Source organism: Pseudoalteromonas sp. TAE56 (assembly GCF_000497955.1).
Lineage (GTDB): Bacteria > Pseudomonadota > Gammaproteobacteria > Enterobacterales > Alteromonadaceae > Pseudoalteromonas.
In genome coordinates, this window is record NZ_AUTN01000138.1 from 45269 (window position 1) to 64251 (window position 18983).

The following is an 18983-nucleotide window of genomic DNA, read 5'->3' on the forward strand; positions in this document are numbered from 1 at the left end:
TTATTTTATTGGTAGTTACTTACTTTTTAGGGAGTAGAGTGATTTTGCCAAATACATCTGCATCTATAAAGCCACGATTTCTGTCGCCGTTTACTGGCTGTACTTCGTGTGAGCCCATAAAGTGTTCGCGCACGTCGCTGCCATCGTTATCGCAATACGCTAGCATAAAGCCGATTACTTGCTTTTCGCTAAGTGTAATTGGGGTATTTTTAGCACCTTCTTTATAATCATTCGGGTAGAGTTTTATTGCTACTTCCCACGTGATGTTAAAAGGTGCGGTGGTGTTGCGCTTCCAGTTACTGATTAGGTGGTCGGTATATAAATGGGCTTTTTTATCAGGGCCGTAATCGGCAGCTTGGTTATCAAGGCCAATATGATACGCCAAAGCGGTGTGATTAAATTGGTGGTTTCCGCCTGATGCATCGCTATCAATAAATACCTCTAATGCATCGTCATCCCAATATTTATAGGTTGGATCTGCGTGTGTATCTATTAAAACATCATCCACAATATCGGCTTGTAGGTATAAGTAGTTTTGATCCCACAGTAAGCGATAACGCCCTTTAAAATCGGCATCGTTTGATGGCAGTGTGCCATCCATTAAATAAGGCATATCGTGCCAAGTGGCTTTATCCCACGCACTTTCTGATACGCCATCAATAGTAATTGGAGTTGATGTATGTTCAACATCAATGGCCATTGCAGGCGTGCTTAATAAAAAGCTTAAGGCGAGTGCTAATTTTTTCATTAATTTCTCAATTTTATTGTGGATTTGTCTTAATGTAATAACAATCTTAAAACAGCTAAGTAAATAGTTACAGTGAAATACTTTCGCCTTCGTTTAAAATATACAGCGGTGTTTTAGCATCCATTTTTTTAACCATGTGTAATAAACGTAGCAAAGCAGAGTGGCTAGAGTGGTCGCCCATTTTCCAACTTGAGTTACCGTATCCCCACGGTATCATTACTTTGCAGTTAAGCTCTTGTGCTGCGTTAAGCGCGTCTTCTGGTGTAGTGTGAACGTAGCGATAAAATTTGCCACTTTCTTTACTGTAGTAAGATGCGATTGGTATTAAGCACACATCTATATCGCCATATTTTTGCTGTATATCTTTAAAGTGCTTTGAGTAGCCCGTATCGCCTGCAAAAAATAAGGTACTGCCGTTTTGTTCAAGCAGCCAGCCATTCCATAAGTCTTTATTGTTATCTTCGTAAATAAAGGGCACCAATACTCGAGCGCTAAAATGATGAGCTGGCACGGCATTAATAACTAAGCCGTCAATGTTGGTTGTTGAGTACCATGGCATTTCGCTAATATTAAAACCGCCGGTGGGGAAGTTGTCGGCCATACCGAGTGGCGTTAAATAGCGAGGTTTATTGCCAATGCTTTGTATGTCGGCTTTATTAAAGTGATCGTAATGAATATGCGAATACATTACCGCATCAATATTTTCCAGTTCTTGTTCACTAGGCCAAGCGCCTGCTTTACGATAAATACCACCGCCGAGTTTAAAGCCAAGTGCGACTGGAGAATCAAACTGATTTTTTACCGGATCAAACAGCACACTTTGACCATTTGGGGTGTTAATTACAAAACTAGCGTGACCAAGCCAGCGCACAGTATAGCCGGTGCTAAGTTGTGGTTTAGTTTGCTGGCCTTGATACTGGCAGTTTTCGCTGCCGGTTTTGCATAGTAAGTCTGGGTGGGTTGGGTAGCAGTTTTCAGTACAGGTGGTGGGATATGTTTTTTCACCTGTGTATAAATTTTTATAACGACCGTTTTTATCGTTAATAACTATAACTGAGTTGGGGTTGGTTATACGATTAATATTATTAGGTGCACCGCAGGCCGTTAGTATACATAAGAGCATTGTTGCGATTAAAAAGCTTTTCATTGTAAATCCCTTTTAGCATTCCCTTTAACATAAAAAAGCCTGCAATTAAGCAGGCTTGTTAAAGTAACAAATGATTAGCCAGCGCTATTCATTTGTTCAATAAATTTGTTTGAATCGGCAATCGATTTGTTCATGTCGTTCATCAACAATTGAATATCGCGCTTAAGGTTAGTGAATTCACCTTTAATAGCCGATACCGCTTGTGCATTTAAGTTATGCTTTAAGTATAAAACGTTATCATGAAGCGAAGTTAATACTGGCTCCATTTTACTCTCTGCGCTGCGCATTGAGCGTAATAGCTGATCAAATTGACGCTTAGTCGCGGCTAGCTTTTTGCTGCTTTCACGTTTAAGTGATGCGCTTTTGTATTGCTCCAACTCATCGCCCCACTCATCAAACAGCGCTTCTGCCACGTCTTCTACTTTATTGATGTTAGTTGAGACTTCGTTAGCGGCATTTAAGCTCGACTCGTAATCGTCGTTTAACTGATTATAAGTGTCTTGTAATTCGCCACCATTAAAATCGATTAGAGTCGTTAAGCGCTCTAGTGCCGATTTAAATTCTTCTTGTGACTCTTCTTGAGAGTCTTTGGTTTCTTCTACGCGGTCAATAAGAATATCGCGTTTATGAACACCCACTTTTTCCATTGCAGAGTAATAAGCTGATTGGCAGCCAGTTAAAGTAAGTGTTACTACAAGCATTGAAACACTGAGTAATGTTTGTTTTTTCATTTGAATTCCTGTTTACGTGCGTTAGTGCTGTAAATTATGGCGCTGATTGTTATTATAATCAAAACTATATAAGCACAAGTCAATTGTATGAATGATAAGCTCTCACATTACAAACAGCAAGTTAAGTCCTTTATACGCCAGCAACCTGGTTGGTGGATGCAGTATTTTAATCGTTGTATAGACGATCAAATAACGGTTAATGCAGGTTACCTTGCTTACGTGACACTTCTGTCGTTAGTGCCATTAATTGCGGTGGGTGTTGCTATATTTTCGGCTTTTCCGGGCTTTGAATCTACTCGCATGGAAATTGAGAGCTTTTTGTTTACCAACTTTGTCCCTACTTCTACCGATGTTATTAGAGAGCACATTAGCTCCTTTGCGGGCAATGCCAACCAAATGACGGCAGTAGGTATTGGCTTTTTAGCTGCAATAGCCTTACTGTTAATACGCAATGTAGATGCCACATTAAACCGAATTTGGCGAATTAAGAAAAAACGCCCAATGATGATCTCATTTGCTGTGTACTGGATGGTTTTGAGCTTAGGGCCTATGTTGCTCGGTGCCAGTATTGGTGTTACCTCTTACATTGTATCTTTGGTATCGTTTGCAGATCAGGGAATTCCTGGGTTTAGCGGATTTTTGTTAAAGTTATTGCCGTACGGGATTTCGATGGTGGGCTTTATTATGCTCTACACCTTAGTGCCTAATACGCGCGTGTCGTTTAGAGCGGCAATACCTGGCGCTTTTTTTGCGGCACTTTTATTTGAGCTGACTAAAAAAGGATTTGCACTTTATATTAGCCATTTTCCATCATATGAAGTTATTTATGGTGCAGTAGCTACCATTCCTATTTTGTTTGTATGGGTGTATTTGTCGTGGGTAGTTGTTTTGCTTGGCGCTGAATTTACAGCGTGCATTAGCCCAAATGATATTCCAGAAACACCTGAGCTTGAACTAGAAGATGATGAACCAGCAATAAAGGACACAGTTTAAATGCAAGGTTTAATACAGCGTGTAAAGCATGCCAAAGTAGAAATTAATAACCAAGTAGTAGGCGAAATTGGCAATGGTATATTGTTGCTATTAGGTGTTGAAAAACACGACGACAAGCAAACGTCCGACAAGCTTTTACACAAAGTAAGTAATTATCGTATTTTTACTGACGAAAACGACAAAATGAACTTAAGCCTTAAAGATATTAAAGGTGAGTTACTTGTTGTTTCGCAATTTACGCTAGCGGCTGATACAAAAAAGGGTATGCGCCCTAGTTTTTCATCTGCGGCAACGCCAAGCCAAGCTAATGAGCTTTACGAGTACTTTGTTGCTCAAGCTAAAGAGTTGGGGCTTACAATAGCCACAGGTGAGTTTGGTGCCGATATGCAAGTAAGCTTGTGTAACGATGGGCCCGTTACGTTTAACTTATCTGTTTAAGTTTTTGGTTACCACGACAATATGATTTACATAGCCCGTAATTTTTTGCGGGCTGACGTTACAACCAAATACATCGAGTAACAGCTGCTGAAGTTGCTTTAGTTGCGACTCATGCTGCGATAAAAAGTTAATAAATAGCACGCCGTTGTTATTTAAAGCCGAGTAGATTTTTTTATAAAATGCCTCTTCAAATAAAAATCGAGGCGCATCTATTTGGCTAAATAAATCTAGAATAACCCAATCAACATTTAGCGCACTTTTTAAAACCTGTTGCGCATCGGCGCAAAGCAATTGCTCATTTTTATTTGACGAAAAAAACTGGGTATAGCAATCAATAATATCGGCGTTTTTTTCAACCGATGTTATTTGTGCTTTAGGGTATTTGTGTTGTAAATAATTACGAATTGCACCGCCGCCAAGACCAAGTTCTAACACTTTTTGTGGCGGCTTAAGAGCTTGCCAATGCTTATCTAAGTACAATAAATGCGGAAAAAGTAATAAGCTCGGATTATTTAAATCAATAACAGATTGAAGGGTGTCGTTAATAAGTAACCAGCGTAACTGCTCGTGCTCACGTACTTGAATGTGATCACCACTGCATTTATGCCAATATATTAACTGACCAATGCTGTGGCTATTTTCAATAAATTGATCGCTTAGCAAACCCGTCAGTGAATTTATATAATTGATTTTTTCAGTCATATTCTCAGCATAAACTAGCAACGTTAAAGCGCAATGCCCTTTGCTATTATTTTTTACGTTATTTTGCAGGCATCACCAAAATCGTATTTGCAGTTTTTTTAGGATGGAGTATGGTATTTGCCATAATAATACCAATCAATTTAATTATTTTATTTTTTTAGCTTGGTAGATAACCAATACGATTAGTATAACGCCGTAGCCTTTTTTGACTTTTATTTGCGGCTTATATAACAACAGGAGTATGTATGTTTCAGGTAAGCACCCCACAAAGTAGCGAAGATTGGCAAGCGTATTATCAATTGCGTTGGCAGGTATTACGCGCGCCTTGGGGCGAGCCTCGTGGCTCTGAACAAGACGATATGGAACAAGATTCTGAGCATCGCTTTATAAAAAATAAAGAAGGTGAAGTGCTAGGCGTAGCACGTTTGCACTTTAACAATCATGAGCAAGCACAAGTGCGCTATATGGCAGTTGCTGAGGGTAATCGTAACCAGCATATTGGTAGTCGTTTGCTTCATGAGCTTGAAAAAATTGCATGGGTTCAAAATGCCGATGAACTTGTATTGTTTGCACGCGAACGAGCACTTGAGTTTTATAAGCGCCACGGTTATGAACTAAAAGAAAAAGCGCATTTAGCATATGGCGATGTTCAACACTTTAAAATGGTAAAGCAAAAGCCATGTGAACCAGGTTGGTTCCGCCACCCTAATTGGACGCAAGTACTACAAAATATATGGCGTGAGTCTATTCCAATTAGTGACGCGATGGGCATTAAGGTAGAAAGCTATACCGATTGGCAATTTACAACCAGTGCCGACCTTGACGCTAACTTAAACCTACATAACACGATGTTTGCAGGGTCTATTTATAGCTTGGCCACGCTAACAGGTTGGGGCGCTACGTACTTAGCACTTAAAGAAGCTGGGCTTGAAGGTAATATTGTATTGGCCGATGCTAACATTAAGTACTTAAAACCGCTTACTACAGACCCACGTGGTTGTGTTGATATACAAACATGTAAGGGCAAGTTAAGCGATTTAGAAACCGACGGTAAAGCAACCTATATTGTGCCTGTTACTATTTATGATGGTGACAATGTAGTTGCAGAGTTTGAAGGTGTGTTTGCGGTTAAAAAATAATTGTTTAATGTCGAAAAACAAAAAGCCAAGCAATGCTTGGCTTTTTTGTGAGCTCGTTTTATAACAAGTCAGTTAATAATATACCTACACCAATACGTTCTACATCCGCGTTGTAATCAATTAAGCTTTCGCCATAACCGTTAAAGTATTGTGCATAACCACGAACGCGACCCCATAACGGAAATGACCAGTCGAGTTGAATTGCACCACGGTTTTCTGAATTTAAGTTGTTACGCGTCATGAAGCTAAATTCATGATCGTTAAGACGGTATGCACCACTAAATTCAAAATAGCCCATGTATTTGTATATGTCTGGATTATCGTCGCCTTTAGCTTCTAAAACGTTGTCTTTTTCGTCCTCAGCTATGCGGTACCAAGGTTTAAAGCTAAAAACAAAGCCTCTGTTTTCCCAAATAAAGTCTGCATAAATACGGTTCCACGAACGCGAGTTTGGCTGGCTGCGACCATTTGATTGATGCGAAATACCTAGTGAAATTGCCATTTCGTCGCCCCATAATACGTTTTCTGGGTCGAGGTAGTTTATCCAAAATATTTCTGGTTCGTAGTTGGTTTCACGAAATGGAGAAGAGATTTCTGAGTTATAAAGCTGCCAGTAAGATTGCAGAGTAAAGCCAAAAAATATGGCTTGGTCTTCATCAGAAAAGTCATCATATAGAGGCACTTTGATTGAAAGCTGGTATTTTGCTTCTAGGTTGTCTAGTGGCTCACCATCGTTATCATCTGTTAATTCGTCAAAACCATCAAAAGGGCGATCGTTTGGGTGTGATACGTACGAAAGCGGTAAAATATAGTTACGCTTATGTGGCGTAATTACGTTTCTATTTTTTTTACCGACTTCTTCTCGAGCTTGGCGTTTATCAAGCGCGGTAAGTTGTTTGTTTTCTTCAAGAGCTGAACACTTTTTACGAAGATCGTCTAATGTCTGTTTACCGTCTCCGCCAATTACTTCATTTAAAATACACTGCTTTACAAGTTCGATGTCGTTATCTTGCTCGTTTGTAGCAACTTCTTCTTGTGCGAAGGTCGCTGTACTTATTAAGGCAGAAAGTGTGATCCAGTGGCGCCAGCTCATTGTAATTCCTTGTGAGTTCGGGTTGTTGTATGCGTTAATTTAATTATAACGTCTTTTTACATATGTAACGGTGAACTTTTACTGAATTTGTATTCACAGCAACCAGTATACGTATATAAAGTAAATATAGATCAGAAAAAAAGCGACCTAGGCCGCTTTTTTAATGCAGATTAATTATTTTAGTTAATCTGCTCTCACGCAATGAGAAGGGTGAGCTAAAGCTCAAATATGTTAGTAAAAAACTTATAAAGCTCGGTGCCTTGGTTAACACTCGCTGAGGCAAAGTGCAAAATGGCAATTGCATCGCAATCTAGAGTAAGTGTCTGCAGTGGTTGCTCGCTTAAGTAGCGTTCCATCCGTAAAATATTAGCAATAGGCTCACCAGCTTTAATGTGCCCGCCAAGTGGTGCTATGTATTCAACCATACCGCCAATGGGGGCGTAGTAAGCAAAATAGTCATCTAAATTACACGCATAACGAGTAATATCAGCAGGGGTATTCGTTGCGTTTTGCAGTACGCGCTTATGATTTAAGTAACTTAAAATACTGTTTGCATCGTGTAGTGCTTCTTTTAAGTCTATTTTTTCTTGGCTGCCTAGCTCTACAGTAAATGCTTCTACGGGAATGGTTAATTCACGGCCTTGCTCGCAAAGTGCATCACTTAAATGCCACCATGGGCAAAAGTTAGCTTCGTCCATAGCGCCGTCAAAATCACTCGGAATAAGCAGTACATGTTCAATATTAAAATAGCGCGCGCTGTCGGTTGCATAAGTTGGGCAATACAAGTGTTTGCTTGAAATAGGCCCCGTGTGTAAATCGAGTACTATATCAGCCTGATGAGCGAGCTTTTGTAAGTTAAGCGCAATGCGTTTACCCGTATTAAGTAAATAAGCAGGGCCGTTGAGTTTGCTGTCTACTTCGTCAATAAGCGCCTGTTTAAAGTTACTTTTTAATGTAGCGTCATCATACTGAGTATGATTTTGTGCAAACTGCGTCACTAAATTTTTATTGTAGTGGTACATGCGATTCCAATTAGTACCCGTAATCGGGTCGAACCTACCAAGGGTAAACTCGCCAGATTTTTGATTGCAACCAATTGGGTTGGCATAGGGTACTAATGTAATATCGCCATTAAGATTAAGGTGTTTTAATTGCTCAAGTAGCTGAAAAATAACCGCGTTACCTTGCACTTCAGCGCCATGCATATTGGCCTGAATATAAACACTAGGTCCTGTGCCATCGCCTTTTAAGCGATAAACAGGAATTGTAAGTGGTAAGCCGTTTGCAACTTCCCCTACTACAATGTCCTCTTGGCTGATGTGGGTTGTATTACTCATAGTTATTACCTTAAATAATGACTGGCATTTTCAGCTTGGCGAACACAGGTAAGCTCACCGTTTTGCAAGGTATACTCGGCAGCTAGCTCGTGGCATAAAAAATACGGCATACTTTCGGTAAAGCCGTAAGCACCGCATTGGCTAAACACTAGCCAGTCGTGCTCATTTAAATCGCTTGGTAGGTTATGCTCACCCAAGCAATCAAGCGCGGTACAAAGCGGCCCGTATAAAGTGACCGCTTGAGTTTTTGCACTGGACTCGCGCAGTAATGCAGCAGGGAAATCTTGGCTGGTAACAGCGGGGCGCAATAGGTGATTTATACCGCCGCTTAAAATGACTTGTTCTTGATTGTAGTTTTGTTTGCGTTCGACTACTGGGTTGGCGTAATGACCGCATTCGCCAACGGCATAGCGACCAAGCTCCATCCACAACTCTTCTACACCCGCATCATTTTTAATTTTAGCGAGCGCCTTTATTAAGTCATCCCAATCAAGTGTTGTTTCGCTTTGTGTATAGGGAATACCTAAACCACCACCTAAATCGAGAATTTTAAGGCTAATATTTAAATCGCCGGCAAGTTGGCTAAGTGGTGCAATCATTTGTGACCACAATTCGCTTAGCTTTTGCGTGCTAAGCATGTTGCCCCACTGAAAAATATGTAAGCCGTCAAACTTAAGTGCAGGGTAGTCGGCTACATTAAGTGCTTGCCATTCATTACAACCCAAACCAAATGGGGTAAGGCTGTCGCCACCCAATGGGTTTTTTTCACCTTCAGGCCAGCGCAACTGTACACGTAAAAGTACTTGTAACTGCGTGTTTTGTAGTTGTGCTTGTTGGTTTAACCAACGGACTTGATTGAGGCTTTCGGCTACAAATATACGTACGCCGCGCTCAATAAAGTGTTTAATTTGTTTGGGGCTTTTTGCAGGCCCCGTGTTGAGCACGCGCTGTGAGCTAATACCTTGTGCTAATACTTGCTCAAGCTCACCTTTACTTGCTACGTCAAAATTAAAACCGGCGTTGTCTAAGCTTTGAATAATTTTAGACAGTGGGTTTGCTTTTACCGCGTACCACAGTTTTACATCGGTTTGCGCAACTAAACGCGCAAGATGCGTGTTTAGTTGATCTAGGTCGTAAACAAAAAAAGGTGTATCAAGTTGTTGTGTAATAGTATTTACAGCAGTTTTGATAGGCGTGCTCAAAAAGCTCATTATCGTAAAACCTCTTCAAGTAATAATGATGCATCGCTTTGTTCGTCGCGGTATTTGACAATTAACGCACACGACATACTTAAGCCTTGCTTGCGTGCCCATTCGTTTGACGCAGGACGAGAGCCCGGTATTACAATGGCATATTCAGGAATAGGCTCGCCTTTATCTAGTTGGCGCTCGTTTACGCAGTCGTAAACTGGAATAGTCGCAGATAAACGCACGCCTGGTGCAAGCACTGCACCTTTTTTAATGACTACCCCTTCAACAATAACGCAGCCTGCGCCAATAAATGCATCGTCTTCGACAACTACTGGGCTTGCACCAATTGGCTCAAGTACACCACCAAGCTGCACTGCTGCACTTAAATGTACGTTTTTACCTACTTGTGCACACGAGCCAACTAATGCGTGGCTATCTACCATTGTGCCTTCGTCGATATATGCACCGATGTTTACATACGCTGGTGGCATAATAATAGTGCCTTTAGCAACATAAGCACCACGGCGAACACTAGATCCACCCGGCACCATACGTACGCCATCATCAGTACTAAACTCTTGTGGAGCTAAGTTGTGTTTATCAACAAAACCGCCTGCAAACTCAGTATTAGTGCCATTTTTAAAAGCTTCTAAAATGCCTTTTTTTACTTCTACGTTAGCTTGCCATTGGCCGCTTTCGTTTTGTGATGCTGCGCGTACTGCGCCCGATTCTAAATTATTTAATAGTTCTAACCAGCTCATTATAAAAACCTGTATTTAATGCCAAGATAAAATGGTGTTGTTTGCAGTTGTGATGCAATCGGTTTGAGTTAACTCAAGGTGTGTTAAAGGTGGACGAAGTTGCGGGCTGCTTAAGCGGCCTTGCAAATGCATCAATACCTTTACGGGAATGGGGTTTGCGACAGCAAATAGGCTATTAATGGCACTAGTCCACTGAGCAAATAAATTAGGATGTTGACCACTTAAACTGCGTTTAACAAACTCGTGAGTTTGTGCGGGCCATGCGTTTGCAGCTACCGACACTAAGCCTTTTGCACCTGCTTGTGCAAAATAAGGCATTAGCGCATCGTCGCCACTAAAAATAGCTAAATTAGGCGCAGCTTGGCGGTAAGCTTCAAACTGAGCAATGCTGCCGCTCGCTTCTTTTAACGCCCATAAATTTTTATTATTTTGTAAGTTTTGAATTGTTGCCGTTGGGATGCTAACAGCACTACGCCCCGGTACGTTATAAAGCATACACGGGTGAGCACTTGCATTAAGTAGGCTTTCAAACCAATGAGTTTGGCCTATAGCGCCGGGCTTTGCATAAAGGGGTGAGCCAAGTAAAAAGCTATGAATGGGTAGTGTATTACAATAGTTAACCCACTCAATTTGTTGCTTTAAGTTACTACCGCCCACAGCAACCATTAATGGTACCGCTGGTTTTAGCTGGCATACGTATTCAACAATGGCTTGCTGCTCTTCTTGCGTTAGCGCCAAGCCTTCGCCCGTACTACCAAGTAGTAGAATACCGTTATGTGCCGCTTCTTGCTCGCTAACCAGCTTAGTTAACGTGTTGTAGTCAACATCGCCGTGTTGATCAAATGGCGTAACAAGCGCGGTCCACAATGAGTAGTCGTTTAAATTGAAGTTGTTGATCATCTCTCACGAACTTATAAGTTATTCGAAGAGTTAAAAAGCTTTATGGAAGGAGCCGCATTAACGTCGTTCGAACTAATAATTCGAAGAGCGAATGGGCTTAAAATAATAGGGCGCACGGCCTTAATATTTAAGACCAGAAGCTCTCCACCAAACTAATAAGCTGCTTGTTATAAACAGCTATTGGTGACAGTCGCTAGGGTTCAACCTAGTCGCCCGAAATAAACACTTCGCAAAAGTGATTACTTCTCGGCGTTAATTCCCCTCACGTATGCTCACTGGAGTTTGCGCTCCTAACATACACTACCTGAATAACGCACCTCTTCTAGCCCTTTGCACCTGTTTGTAGAGTAAAAACTTACAAACCGCTGCAATTTAAATAGGGTAATTACGGCGATTAAAGCATTTTAGCCGTCTAGGTGTCAAGCTACTAAATACATATTCATTCATCCATAATGGGAGTGGTTACGTATTGGGTGCTTTTCTCGTACACTAGCAATATAAGTAGTGAGGTATTTAATTAGTATGGAAAAATTTAGCGATATTTATAAGCGAGCGGTAGAGCGAAAAGGCTCTGAAAAGATGCTTAAGTTATTACTTGCAAAACCGCTATCTAAAAAACAACTAAGCACGTTAAGTGACGACGATTGGCTTGAAGAATTTACTCGAAAAGTATTTCAAAGCGGCTTTTATTGGTCAGTAATTAATAATAAGTGGCCGGGCTTTAGAGAGGTTTTTTGGGATTTTAGTGTTGATAAATTATTAATGATGCCACCCGATATGCTGGAACAAAAAGCAACGGATGAGCGAATTGTTCGTAACTATAAAAAAGTAAAAACAATTACCGAAAATGCTTACATGATCCACGAAATAGCACAAGAACATGGCAGTTTTAGCCAGTTTGTCGCTAATTGGCCAACAGACGATATTATTGGTTTATGGGCGTATTTAAAAAAGCATGGTTCGCGTTTAGGCGGAAATACAGGACCTTATGCGCTACGAGCACTTGGTAAAGATACTTTTTTACTATCACGCGATGTAGAGAATTATTTGCGTGCTCATAAAATTATAGACGGCGGCTTACAAACCAAAAAATCACTGAGTGCAGCCCAAGCCTTTTTTAATGAAATGCAAAAGCAAAGTGGTTTAAGTATGCAAGAGCTAAGCTTAATTGTGGCCTATGGTGTAGGTGATAACCGCGTGGGTATAAGTCAGCAATAATAGGAATTACCATGAAATTAGTGCCAAGATACACAGATATTGCGGAAAACTTCGCGATTGAAGATTTCCCTGCAAGTGTTGCCTCCCCTCAGTTATTGCTGTGGAACGAGAGCTTAGCAAAACAGTTTAATATTAATGTCGCTGATGATTTACGTGCTAATACTTTTAGCGGTAATGAAAAGCAGGCGATTCCTGCAGTAGCACTTGGTTACTCTGGGCACCAATTTGGACATTTTTCACCACGTTTAGGTGACGGACGAGCCCACTTATTAGGGGCTATTACTGACAATGAAAACCAGTTATGGGATATTCAATTAAAGGGCTCTGGCGCTACTCCTTATTCAAGAGGGGGTGATGGCCGTTGTGCACTTGGGCCCGCTATTCGTGAATACGTAATGAGCGAAGCAATGCATGCACTAGGCATTAAAACTACCCGATGTTTAGCGGTCGTTGGCAGCGGTGAAACGGTTTATCGTAACCCACCACAAGCAGGCGCAATAGTTACTCGTTTAGCAACCAGTCATATCCGCGTTGGCTCGTTTCAATATTTAGCGACGCAAGGCGATGTTGAAGGGCTTAAAAATTTAGCTGATTTAGCTATAGAGCGACATTATCCAGAAATAACCGACACAGGACCACAGCGCTATTTAGCATTTTTAGGCGGTGTGATTAAAAACCAAGTTAAGCTAGTTGTGAGCTGGATGCGTGTTGGCTTTATTCATGGAGTAATGAATACCGATAATACGCTAGTGAGCGGAGAAACCATTGATTACGGCCCCTGCGCCATGATGAATAATTTTGATTTTGACACCGTATTTAGCTCTATCGATAAACAAGGTCGGTATGCCTTTGGGAATCAGCCAAATATGGCTAACTGGAACTGCGCACGCTTGGCCGAGAGTTTAATACCACTTATTAATAATAATGACGAGCAGGCTGTTACGTTAATGACGCCATATATTAATAGCTTTGCTGAGCAATTTAATATTGGGTTTACTGCTATGTGGGAACAAAAACTGGGTTTAAATGAATCTAGCAGCAGTGATGGCGAGTTAATCGCAGAGTTGTTAACACTATTAAAAGATAACCAGCTCGATTACACCAATACTTTCGATGTGCTTACTGAATCCTTAAAAGGAGAAACAGTCGTACCTGAGTCGCTAATTGAATGGAGAGCTAAGTGGGTAAGCTTAACTGACAATAATAGTTATGAAGTAATGAGAGCTGCAAATCCTCGTGTAATACCGCGTAATCATGTGATCGAAGAAATAATTACACAATATGACGCTACAGGGTCTAGTGAGTTACTACAGCGCTTTATAAAAGTAGCGGGTAGCCCGTATTCTGATAGTGAAAAATTATCAGAATTTCAAACTTCACCGATAAATGATAATGATTACCAAACCTTTTGTGGTACTTAATTCTTAACATTTAATATAACTACATGATTAAAAAGAGTCATTTTTTAATCAAATATGCGCATATATCTAGGGGAATGTTAATTCTGATGGTATTATGCGCCGAATTAAAGCCAAGCAATATTTCTTTGCATTTATAAGTGCATTTAATTGCTCTTACATTCCTTGCTAAGTACTAATTTACAAAAAACTACTATATTTATTTTTCAATAAAGTTTCAATTTCGCCTATAGTAAGTGGATGTGTGTTGTGACAGGGCATAGAAAAAAGTTATAAACTTTATTTTTCGTTAAGTATTGATTAACAAAGGCTCAGTTAGTCTATATAAAACTGATTGAGCTAGTATCGATTAGCTACAATTTAAAATTGTTCAAATGGGAAGAAAACAATGAAATTAAAATCACTTACAATTGCAATCGCGTTGGCTGCAACTAGCGCATCTACATTCGCTGCTGATAAAGAAGAAGGTTTCTACATTGGCGCATTTGGCGACTACTATGACGCATCTTGGAAAAACATGCGTGCTCAAGCTGGTCTTGACGTGAATGAATCAACTGGCTGGGGTGTTGAAGCTGGTTACCGTTTCAGTGATTACTGGAGCGCACGTCTTGAATATGCAGATATGGATTTTAATGCTTTTGATAAAGTTGCTGGTAACCGCAACAGTATTGATGGCGAGCGTTACGGTATTGATGCTCTTTACCATTTAAATGGCGGTCCTTTCTACGGTCTTTTCGGTATTAAAGAAATGGACGTAGTAGATGACAACACATTCTTAAATGCAGGTGTTGGTTACCAACATTTCATTACAGATGGCTTATTTGTTAATGCTGAAACAGCTGTATACCAAGGTCTTGACCGTGGTTACACTGATGTAGGCGCTAAAATAGGTATTAACTACTTATTCGGCCAAAATTCAGCACCAGTTGAGCCAGTTAAGCCAGCTCCTGAAGTTGTTGAAGTAGCTGTAGCTCCTACAGATAGCGACAACGATAACATTGCTGATGCAGACGATAAGTGTGCTAACACACCTATGACTGATGCAGTTGATGGCACTGGTTGTACTTTATATGAAGATAAAGAAGTAACTGTAAGCTTATTAGTGACTTTCCCTAACAATGCTTCAGCAGTATCTACTCAGTACTTAAACGATATTGAAAAAGTATCTGCATTCTTAAAAGAGTACCCAGATACAACAGTACTTTTAGAAGGTCACACTTCTTCTGTAGGTAAAGCAACTTACAACAAATGGTTATCTAAAAAACGTGCTGATGCAGTAGCTGAGCAATTAGTTTCTGATGGCATTGCTAAAGACCGTATTACTACAGTTGGTTTAGGTGAAGAGCGTCTTAAAAATGATGCAAACACTAAAGCTGCAAATGCAGAAAACCGTCGTGTAGAAGCGCATATCAAAACTATCAAAAACGTTAAAGTTTTACGTTAATTAAATAGTTTGTAATAAAAACCCAGCCAAGTGCTGGGTTTTTTTATGGCTATAATAAATTAATATTGGTTAATGGTAATGATTATTACTTAATAAGTATTCATGAAAATAGTTTTTACTACAACCACTATTCATAGTATTTATAATCGGTATAATCAGTTGCGCAACTGGATGGATTTTCATCTATCCATAAAAGCTTTATAATTACGCGTTAGAATACTATAAGTATTGGGTAACTTATTTGCGCTTGAAGCGCTACCGGATACTTTCACGTCACCAAGAGGGCAATATTGTGCTACAAGAATATCGTAAACACGTAGAAGAACGTGCCGCGTTAGGTATCGTACCAGCGCCATTAGATGCTCAGCAAACTGCTGATCTTATTGAATTAATAAAAACTCCACCAGCAGGTGAAGAAGAATTCATTTTAGATTTGTTCATTCAGCGTATACCAGCAGGTGTTGATGATGCTGCTTATATTAAAGCGGGATTTTTAGCAGCTTTAGCTAAAGGTGAAACTAATTCTCCACTTGTTTCTAAAGAAAAAGCGGCAGAATTGTTAGGTACAATGTTGGGCGGTTACAATATCGCACCAATGATTGACCTACTTGATGACGAAACACTTGCACCAATCGTAGTTAAAGGCCTTTCAAATACATTACTTATGTTTGATGCGTTCTACGATGTAGAAGAAAAAGCAAAGGCGGGTAACACATTCGCTAAGCAAATTATCGAATCTTGGGCAAATGCAGAATGGTTTACTAATAAGCCAGCTGTTGCTGAAAAGATCTCAGTTACTGTATTTAAAGTAACTGGCGAAACAAATACTGATGACTTGTCACCTGCACCAGATGCATGGTCTCGTCCAGATATCCCACTTCATGCTTTAGCAATGCTAAAAATTGAACGTGACGGTATTACACCTGATAAAGCGGGCGAAGTAGGTCCAATTACTCAGCTTGAAGAATTAAAAACTAAAGGTTTACCACTTGCTTACGTAGGTGATGTTGTTGGTACGGGTTCTTCTCGTAAGTCTGCAACTAACTCTGTACTTTGGTTTATGGGCGATGATATCCCGTTCGTACCAAACAAGCGTGTTGGCGGTGTATGTTTAGGTAATAAAATTGCTCCAATCTTCTTCAACACAATGGAAGATTCAGGCGCATTACCAATCGAATTAAATGTTGATGAACTCAACATGGGTGAGCAAATCGACATTTATCCGTACGAAGGTGTTGTTAAGCAACATGGTACTGATAAAGTGATTTCTACTTTTGAACTTAAATCTGATGTGATTTTAGATGAAGTTCGTGCTGGTGGTCGTATTCCACTAATCATCGGTCGTGGTTTAACTGATAAAGCGCGTACATCTCTTGGCTTAGGCGCAACTGATACATTTAAAGTACCAACAGCAACAGAAGTTTCTGATAAAGGCTTCACACTAGCGCAAAAAATGGTTGGTAAAGCTTGTAACGTTGCAGGTATTCGCCCAGGTCAGTACTGTGAGCCTAAAATGACAACTGTTGGTTCGCAAGATACAACAGGTCCTATGACACGTGATGAACTTAAAGATTTAGCATGTTTAGGTTTCTCTGCAGATTTAACAATGCAGTCATTCTGTCATACATCAGCTTATCCTAAGCCTATCGATGTAAGCACTCACCATACGCTTCCTGATTTCATCATGAACCGTGGCGGTGTTTCACTTCGTCCAGGTGATGGTATTATTCATTCGTGGTTAAACCGTATGTTATTACCAGATACCGTAGGTACTGGTGGTGATTCACATACACGTTTCCCATTAGGTATTTCATTCCCAGCAGGTTCGGGTGCAGTAGCATTCGCAGCAGCAACGGGTGTTATGCCACTTGATATGCCTGAATCTATTTTGGTTCGTTTTAAAGGCGAAATGCAACCAGGTATCACGTTACGTGACCTTGTTCATGCAATCCCTTACTACGGTATCAAACAAGGTTTATTAACAGTTGAGAAAAAAGGTAAAATTAACGAATTCTCTGGTCGCGTACTAGAAATTGAAGGCGTTGAGCACCTTACTGTTGAGCAAGCGTTTGAATTATCAGATGCATCTGCAGAGCGTTCTGCTGCTGGTTGTACTGTTAAGTTATCTAAAGAGTCTATCTCTGAGTACCTTGAGTCTAACATTGTTATGCTTAAGTGGATGATTTCTGAAGGTTACGGCGATGTACGTACGATTGAACGTCGTATTACTGCAATGCAAGATTGGTTAGCTAACCCAGAATTAATGGAAGCTGACGCTGATGCAGAGTACAAGCATATCGTTGAAATTGATTTAGCTGAGATTAAAGAGCCAGTTCTTTGTGCTCCCAATGACCCAGATGATGCGCGTCTTCTTTCTGATGTTGCTGGCGAGAAAATTGATGAAGTATTCATCGGTTCTTGTATGACTAACATTGGTCACTTCCGTGCTGCTGGTAAGTTGCTTGATGGCTTTAAAGGTCAACTTCCGACTCAGCTTTGGGTTGCTCCACCTACTAAGATGGACAAAGACCAACTTACAGAAGAAGGTTACTACGGTATTTTTGGTCGTGTTGGCGCACGTATCGAAACTCCAGGTTGTTCACTATGTATGGGTAACCAAGCACGTGTTGCAGATAAAGCAACGGTTGTGTCTACCTCTACACGTAACTTCCCTAACCGTTTAGGTAATGGCGCGAACGTATTCTTAGCATCATCTGAGCTTGCTGCAATTGCTGCAATCATAGGTAGACTACCTACAGCTGCTGAGTACCAAGAATATGCAGCGAAGATCAATGCAACGGCTTCAGATACATACCGTTACTTGAACTTCCACCGTATGCCTGCTTACACTAAAAAAGCAGACAACGTGATTATTCAACAAGCTGTATAATTTTTAGAGTTTGTTTAAAAACCCGCTTAGGCGGGTTTTTTATTGGCTAAAATAAATATTAGATAGTTCATGCTTCTTTTTTTATATTATTGTATTAAATCTAGTCTCAAGTTACTTTTAAAGTAATTAATCGCGCAAAAATTCCTATCAAAATGCATTAAAATCCTCATCAATATTCTCATTATTTTAGGCGAGATTTTATGACAGCATTAAACAACCAGAATTTATTGCAACTACGTTTTGTTAACCAAGCAAATATTGATTTGGTTAAGCCTTCTTTTGATAACCTGCCTGCTAATCCTTATGCAGATGGTGCCTTTCGTAAACGTCGTTACTCAGTAGTTAAAATGCAAAATGGTGAAATAAAGCTACAGCAAGCCAAAGCATTTGTTCAAGACGATTCAATTAATACTTTTCAAGGTAATGTAGAGCGCACTTACGAAAACTTAGAGCAAAGTTTACTTGAGTCAGAAGGTATGAAAAGCATTGTAAATGAGTTTCGCCAACTTACCGGCATTGATGAGCAGCGTGATATTGAAATTCATCAGTTCCGTATGCTTGCTATTAATAGTGATACGCCAGCAGCGCCAGAAGGCGTGCATCAAGATGGTTTTGACCATGTATGTATATGCGGTGTTTCTCATGAAAATTTAGAAGGTGGCGAGCTACTTGTATACGAAAACAAGCAAGCTGAGCCTTGTTTTAAAATGGAAATAAAAGACGGCATGTTTGCATTAATAAATGACCGTCAAGTGTGGCATAACGCAACACCTATGAACAAAATTGATGCTAGCAAACCAGGTTACCTGGATTGTTTTGTATTAACGTCTTAAG

General features: G+C 40.2%; 17 protein-coding genes and 1 riboswitch. Of the genes, 8 read left to right on the forward strand and 9 right to left on the reverse strand.

The window, feature by feature from the left end:
* Positions 1-19 precede the first annotated feature (19 nt).
* The 3 genes from L656_RS0116510 to L656_RS0116520 form a co-directional block, all read right to left on the reverse strand.
* The gene (locus L656_RS0116510; protein WP_024600021.1) at positions 20-748 is read right to left on the reverse strand and encodes a CBM9 family sugar-binding protein; all 729 of its coding nucleotides are present in this window, start codon (positions 746-748) and stop codon (positions 20-22) included.
* A gap of 67 nt (positions 749-815) precedes the next feature.
* On the reverse strand, positions 816-1895 hold the full coding sequence (locus L656_RS0116515; RefSeq protein ID WP_024600022.1) for an MBL fold metallo-hydrolase: 1080 nt from the start codon (positions 1893-1895) through the stop codon (positions 816-818).
* 74 nt (positions 1896-1969) lie between these two features.
* Positions 1970-2626: a DUF2959 domain-containing protein gene (locus L656_RS0116520; RefSeq protein WP_024597208.1), complete on the reverse strand. Its 657-nt coding sequence runs from the start codon at positions 2624-2626 to the stop codon at positions 1970-1972.
* An 87-nt stretch (positions 2627-2713) separates the two neighbouring features.
* On the opposite strand from L656_RS0116520, the gene L656_RS0116525 reads away from it, so the two are divergent.
* Both L656_RS0116525 and dtd read left to right on the forward strand, forming a co-directional pair.
* Complete coding sequence (locus L656_RS0116525) at positions 2714-3619, forward strand: virulence factor BrkB family protein (protein WP_024600023.1); 906 nt, start codon at positions 2714-2716, stop codon at positions 3617-3619.
* A complete protein-coding gene (gene dtd / locus L656_RS0116530) occupies positions 3620-4057 on the forward strand; it encodes a D-aminoacyl-tRNA deacylase (RefSeq protein ID WP_024600024.1) in 438 nt (145 codons plus the stop codon). It abuts the gene before it with no gap.
* On the opposite strand, the gene L656_RS0116535 is transcribed toward dtd, so the two are convergent.
* On the reverse strand, positions 4046-4759 hold the full coding sequence (locus L656_RS0116535; RefSeq protein ID WP_024600025.1) for a spermidine synthase: 714 nt from the start codon (positions 4757-4759) through the stop codon (positions 4046-4048). The genes dtd and L656_RS0116535 overlap by 12 nt on opposite strands.
* 245 nt (positions 4760-5004) lie before the next feature.
* Between L656_RS0116535 and L656_RS0116540 the strand changes: the two genes are divergently transcribed.
* Complete coding sequence (locus L656_RS0116540; protein ID WP_024600026.1) at positions 5005-5898, forward strand: bifunctional GNAT family N-acetyltransferase/hotdog fold thioesterase; 894 nt, start codon at positions 5005-5007, stop codon at positions 5896-5898.
* 58 nt (positions 5899-5956) lie between these two features.
* On the opposite strand, the gene L656_RS0116545 is transcribed toward L656_RS0116540, so the two are convergent.
* From L656_RS0116545 to dapA, 5 genes are all read right to left on the reverse strand, one after another.
* Entirely contained in the window at positions 5957-6991 is a 1035-nt protein-coding gene (locus L656_RS0116545) for a phospholipase A (protein WP_024600027.1), read from the reverse strand.
* Between the two features lie 215 nt (positions 6992-7206).
* Positions 7207-8328 carry a succinylglutamate desuccinylase/aspartoacylase family protein gene (locus tag L656_RS0116550; RefSeq protein ID WP_024600028.1) on the reverse strand — a complete coding sequence of 374 codons (1122 nt, stop codon included), beginning with the start codon at positions 8326-8328 and terminating at the stop codon, positions 7207-7209.
* A gap of 5 nt (positions 8329-8333) precedes the next feature.
* Positions 8334-9539 (reverse strand): PLP-dependent decarboxylase, encoded by a 1206-nt coding sequence (locus L656_RS0116555; RefSeq protein ID WP_024600029.1) that lies wholly within the window; start codon positions 9537-9539, stop codon positions 8334-8336.
* Positions 9539-10279 carry a 2,3,4,5-tetrahydropyridine-2,6-dicarboxylate N-succinyltransferase gene (locus L656_RS0116560; RefSeq protein WP_024600030.1) on the reverse strand — a complete coding sequence of 247 codons (741 nt, stop codon included), beginning with the start codon at positions 10277-10279 and terminating at the stop codon, positions 9539-9541. Before L656_RS0116560 ends, L656_RS0116555 begins: the two co-directional genes overlap by 1 nt.
* A gap of 15 nt (positions 10280-10294) precedes the next feature.
* Positions 10295-11179 carry a 4-hydroxy-tetrahydrodipicolinate synthase gene (dapA, locus tag L656_RS0116565; RefSeq protein ID WP_024600031.1) on the reverse strand — a complete coding sequence of 295 codons (885 nt, stop codon included), beginning with the start codon at positions 11177-11179 and terminating at the stop codon, positions 10295-10297.
* Positions 11180-11308: 129 nt separating this feature from the next.
* A riboswitch (Lysine riboswitch) is annotated at positions 11309-11509 on the reverse strand.
* 192 nt (positions 11510-11701) lie between these two features.
* Between dapA and L656_RS0116570 the strand changes: the two genes are divergently transcribed.
* The 5 genes from L656_RS0116570 (at position 11702) to L656_RS0116590 (ending at position 18982) form a co-directional block, all read left to right on the forward strand.
* Positions 11702-12397, forward strand: coding sequence for a DNA-3-methyladenine glycosylase I (locus L656_RS0116570; protein ID WP_024600032.1), 696 nt, complete (start codon positions 11702-11704; stop codon positions 12395-12397).
* An 11-nt stretch (positions 12398-12408) separates the two neighbouring features.
* Positions 12409-13818 (forward strand): protein adenylyltransferase SelO, encoded by a 1410-nt coding sequence (locus tag L656_RS0116575; protein ID WP_024600033.1) that lies wholly within the window; start codon positions 12409-12411, stop codon positions 13816-13818.
* A gap of 385 nt (positions 13819-14203) precedes the next feature.
* Positions 14204-15259 carry an OmpA family protein gene (locus tag L656_RS0116580; protein ID WP_024600034.1) on the forward strand — a complete coding sequence of 352 codons (1056 nt, stop codon included), beginning with the start codon at positions 14204-14206 and terminating at the stop codon, positions 15257-15259.
* A 292-nt stretch (positions 15260-15551) separates the two neighbouring features.
* A complete protein-coding gene (gene acnB, locus L656_RS0116585; RefSeq protein ID WP_024600035.1) occupies positions 15552-18149 on the forward strand; it encodes a bifunctional aconitate hydratase 2/2-methylisocitrate dehydratase in 2598 nt (865 codons plus the stop codon).
* 200 nt (positions 18150-18349) lie between these two features.
* The gene (locus L656_RS0116590) at positions 18350-18982 is read left to right on the forward strand and encodes a 2OG-Fe dioxygenase family protein (RefSeq protein ID WP_024600036.1); all 633 of its coding nucleotides are present in this window, start codon (positions 18350-18352) and stop codon (positions 18980-18982) included.
* Position 18983: the final 1 nt, after the last annotated feature.

Bases quoted from the DNA above. Each gene is read 5' to 3' on its own strand.
- L656_RS0116580 (WP_024600034.1), top strand. From the start codon at position 14,204: ATGAAATTAAAATCACTTACAATTGCAATCGCGTTGGCTGCAACTAGC.
- L656_RS0116525 (WP_024600023.1), top strand. From the start codon at position 2,714: ATGAATGATAAGCTCTCACATTACAAACAGCAAGTTAAGTCCTTTATA.
- L656_RS0116535 (WP_024600025.1), bottom strand. From the start codon at position 4,759: ATGACTGAAAAAATCAATTATATAAATTCACTGACGGGTTTGCTAAGC.
- L656_RS0116570 (WP_024600032.1), top strand. From the start codon at position 11,702: ATGGAAAAATTTAGCGATATTTATAAGCGAGCGGTAGAGCGAAAAGGC.
- L656_RS0116555 (WP_024600029.1), bottom strand. From the start codon at position 9,539: ATGAGCTTTTTGAGCACGCCTATCAAAACTGCTGTAAATACTATTACA.
- L656_RS0116560 (WP_024600030.1), bottom strand. From the start codon at position 10,279: ATGAGCTGGTTAGAACTATTAAATAATTTAGAATCGGGCGCAGTACGC.
- dtd (WP_024600024.1), top strand. From the start codon at position 3,620: ATGCAAGGTTTAATACAGCGTGTAAAGCATGCCAAAGTAGAAATTAAT.
- L656_RS0116540 (WP_024600026.1), top strand. From the start codon at position 5,005: ATGTTTCAGGTAAGCACCCCACAAAGTAGCGAAGATTGGCAAGCGTAT.
- L656_RS0116510 (WP_024600021.1), bottom strand. From the start codon at position 748: ATGAAAAAATTAGCACTCGCCTTAAGCTTTTTATTAAGCACGCCTGCA.
- L656_RS0116550 (WP_024600028.1), bottom strand. From the start codon at position 8,328: ATGAGTAATACAACCCACATCAGCCAAGAGGACATTGTAGTAGGGGAA.
- L656_RS0116575 (WP_024600033.1), top strand. From the start codon at position 12,409: ATGAAATTAGTGCCAAGATACACAGATATTGCGGAAAACTTCGCGATT.
- L656_RS0116515 (WP_024600022.1), bottom strand. From the start codon at position 1,895: ATGAAAAGCTTTTTAATCGCAACAATGCTCTTATGTATACTAACGGCC.
- L656_RS0116590 (WP_024600036.1), top strand. From the start codon at position 18,350: ATGACAGCATTAAACAACCAGAATTTATTGCAACTACGTTTTGTTAAC.
- dapA (WP_024600031.1), bottom strand. From the start codon at position 11,179: ATGATCAACAACTTCAATTTAAACGACTACTCATTGTGGACCGCGCTT.
- L656_RS0116520 (WP_024597208.1), bottom strand. From the start codon at position 2,626: ATGAAAAAACAAACATTACTCAGTGTTTCAATGCTTGTAGTAACACTT.
- L656_RS0116545 (WP_024600027.1), bottom strand. From the start codon at position 6,991: ATGAGCTGGCGCCACTGGATCACACTTTCTGCCTTAATAAGTACAGCG.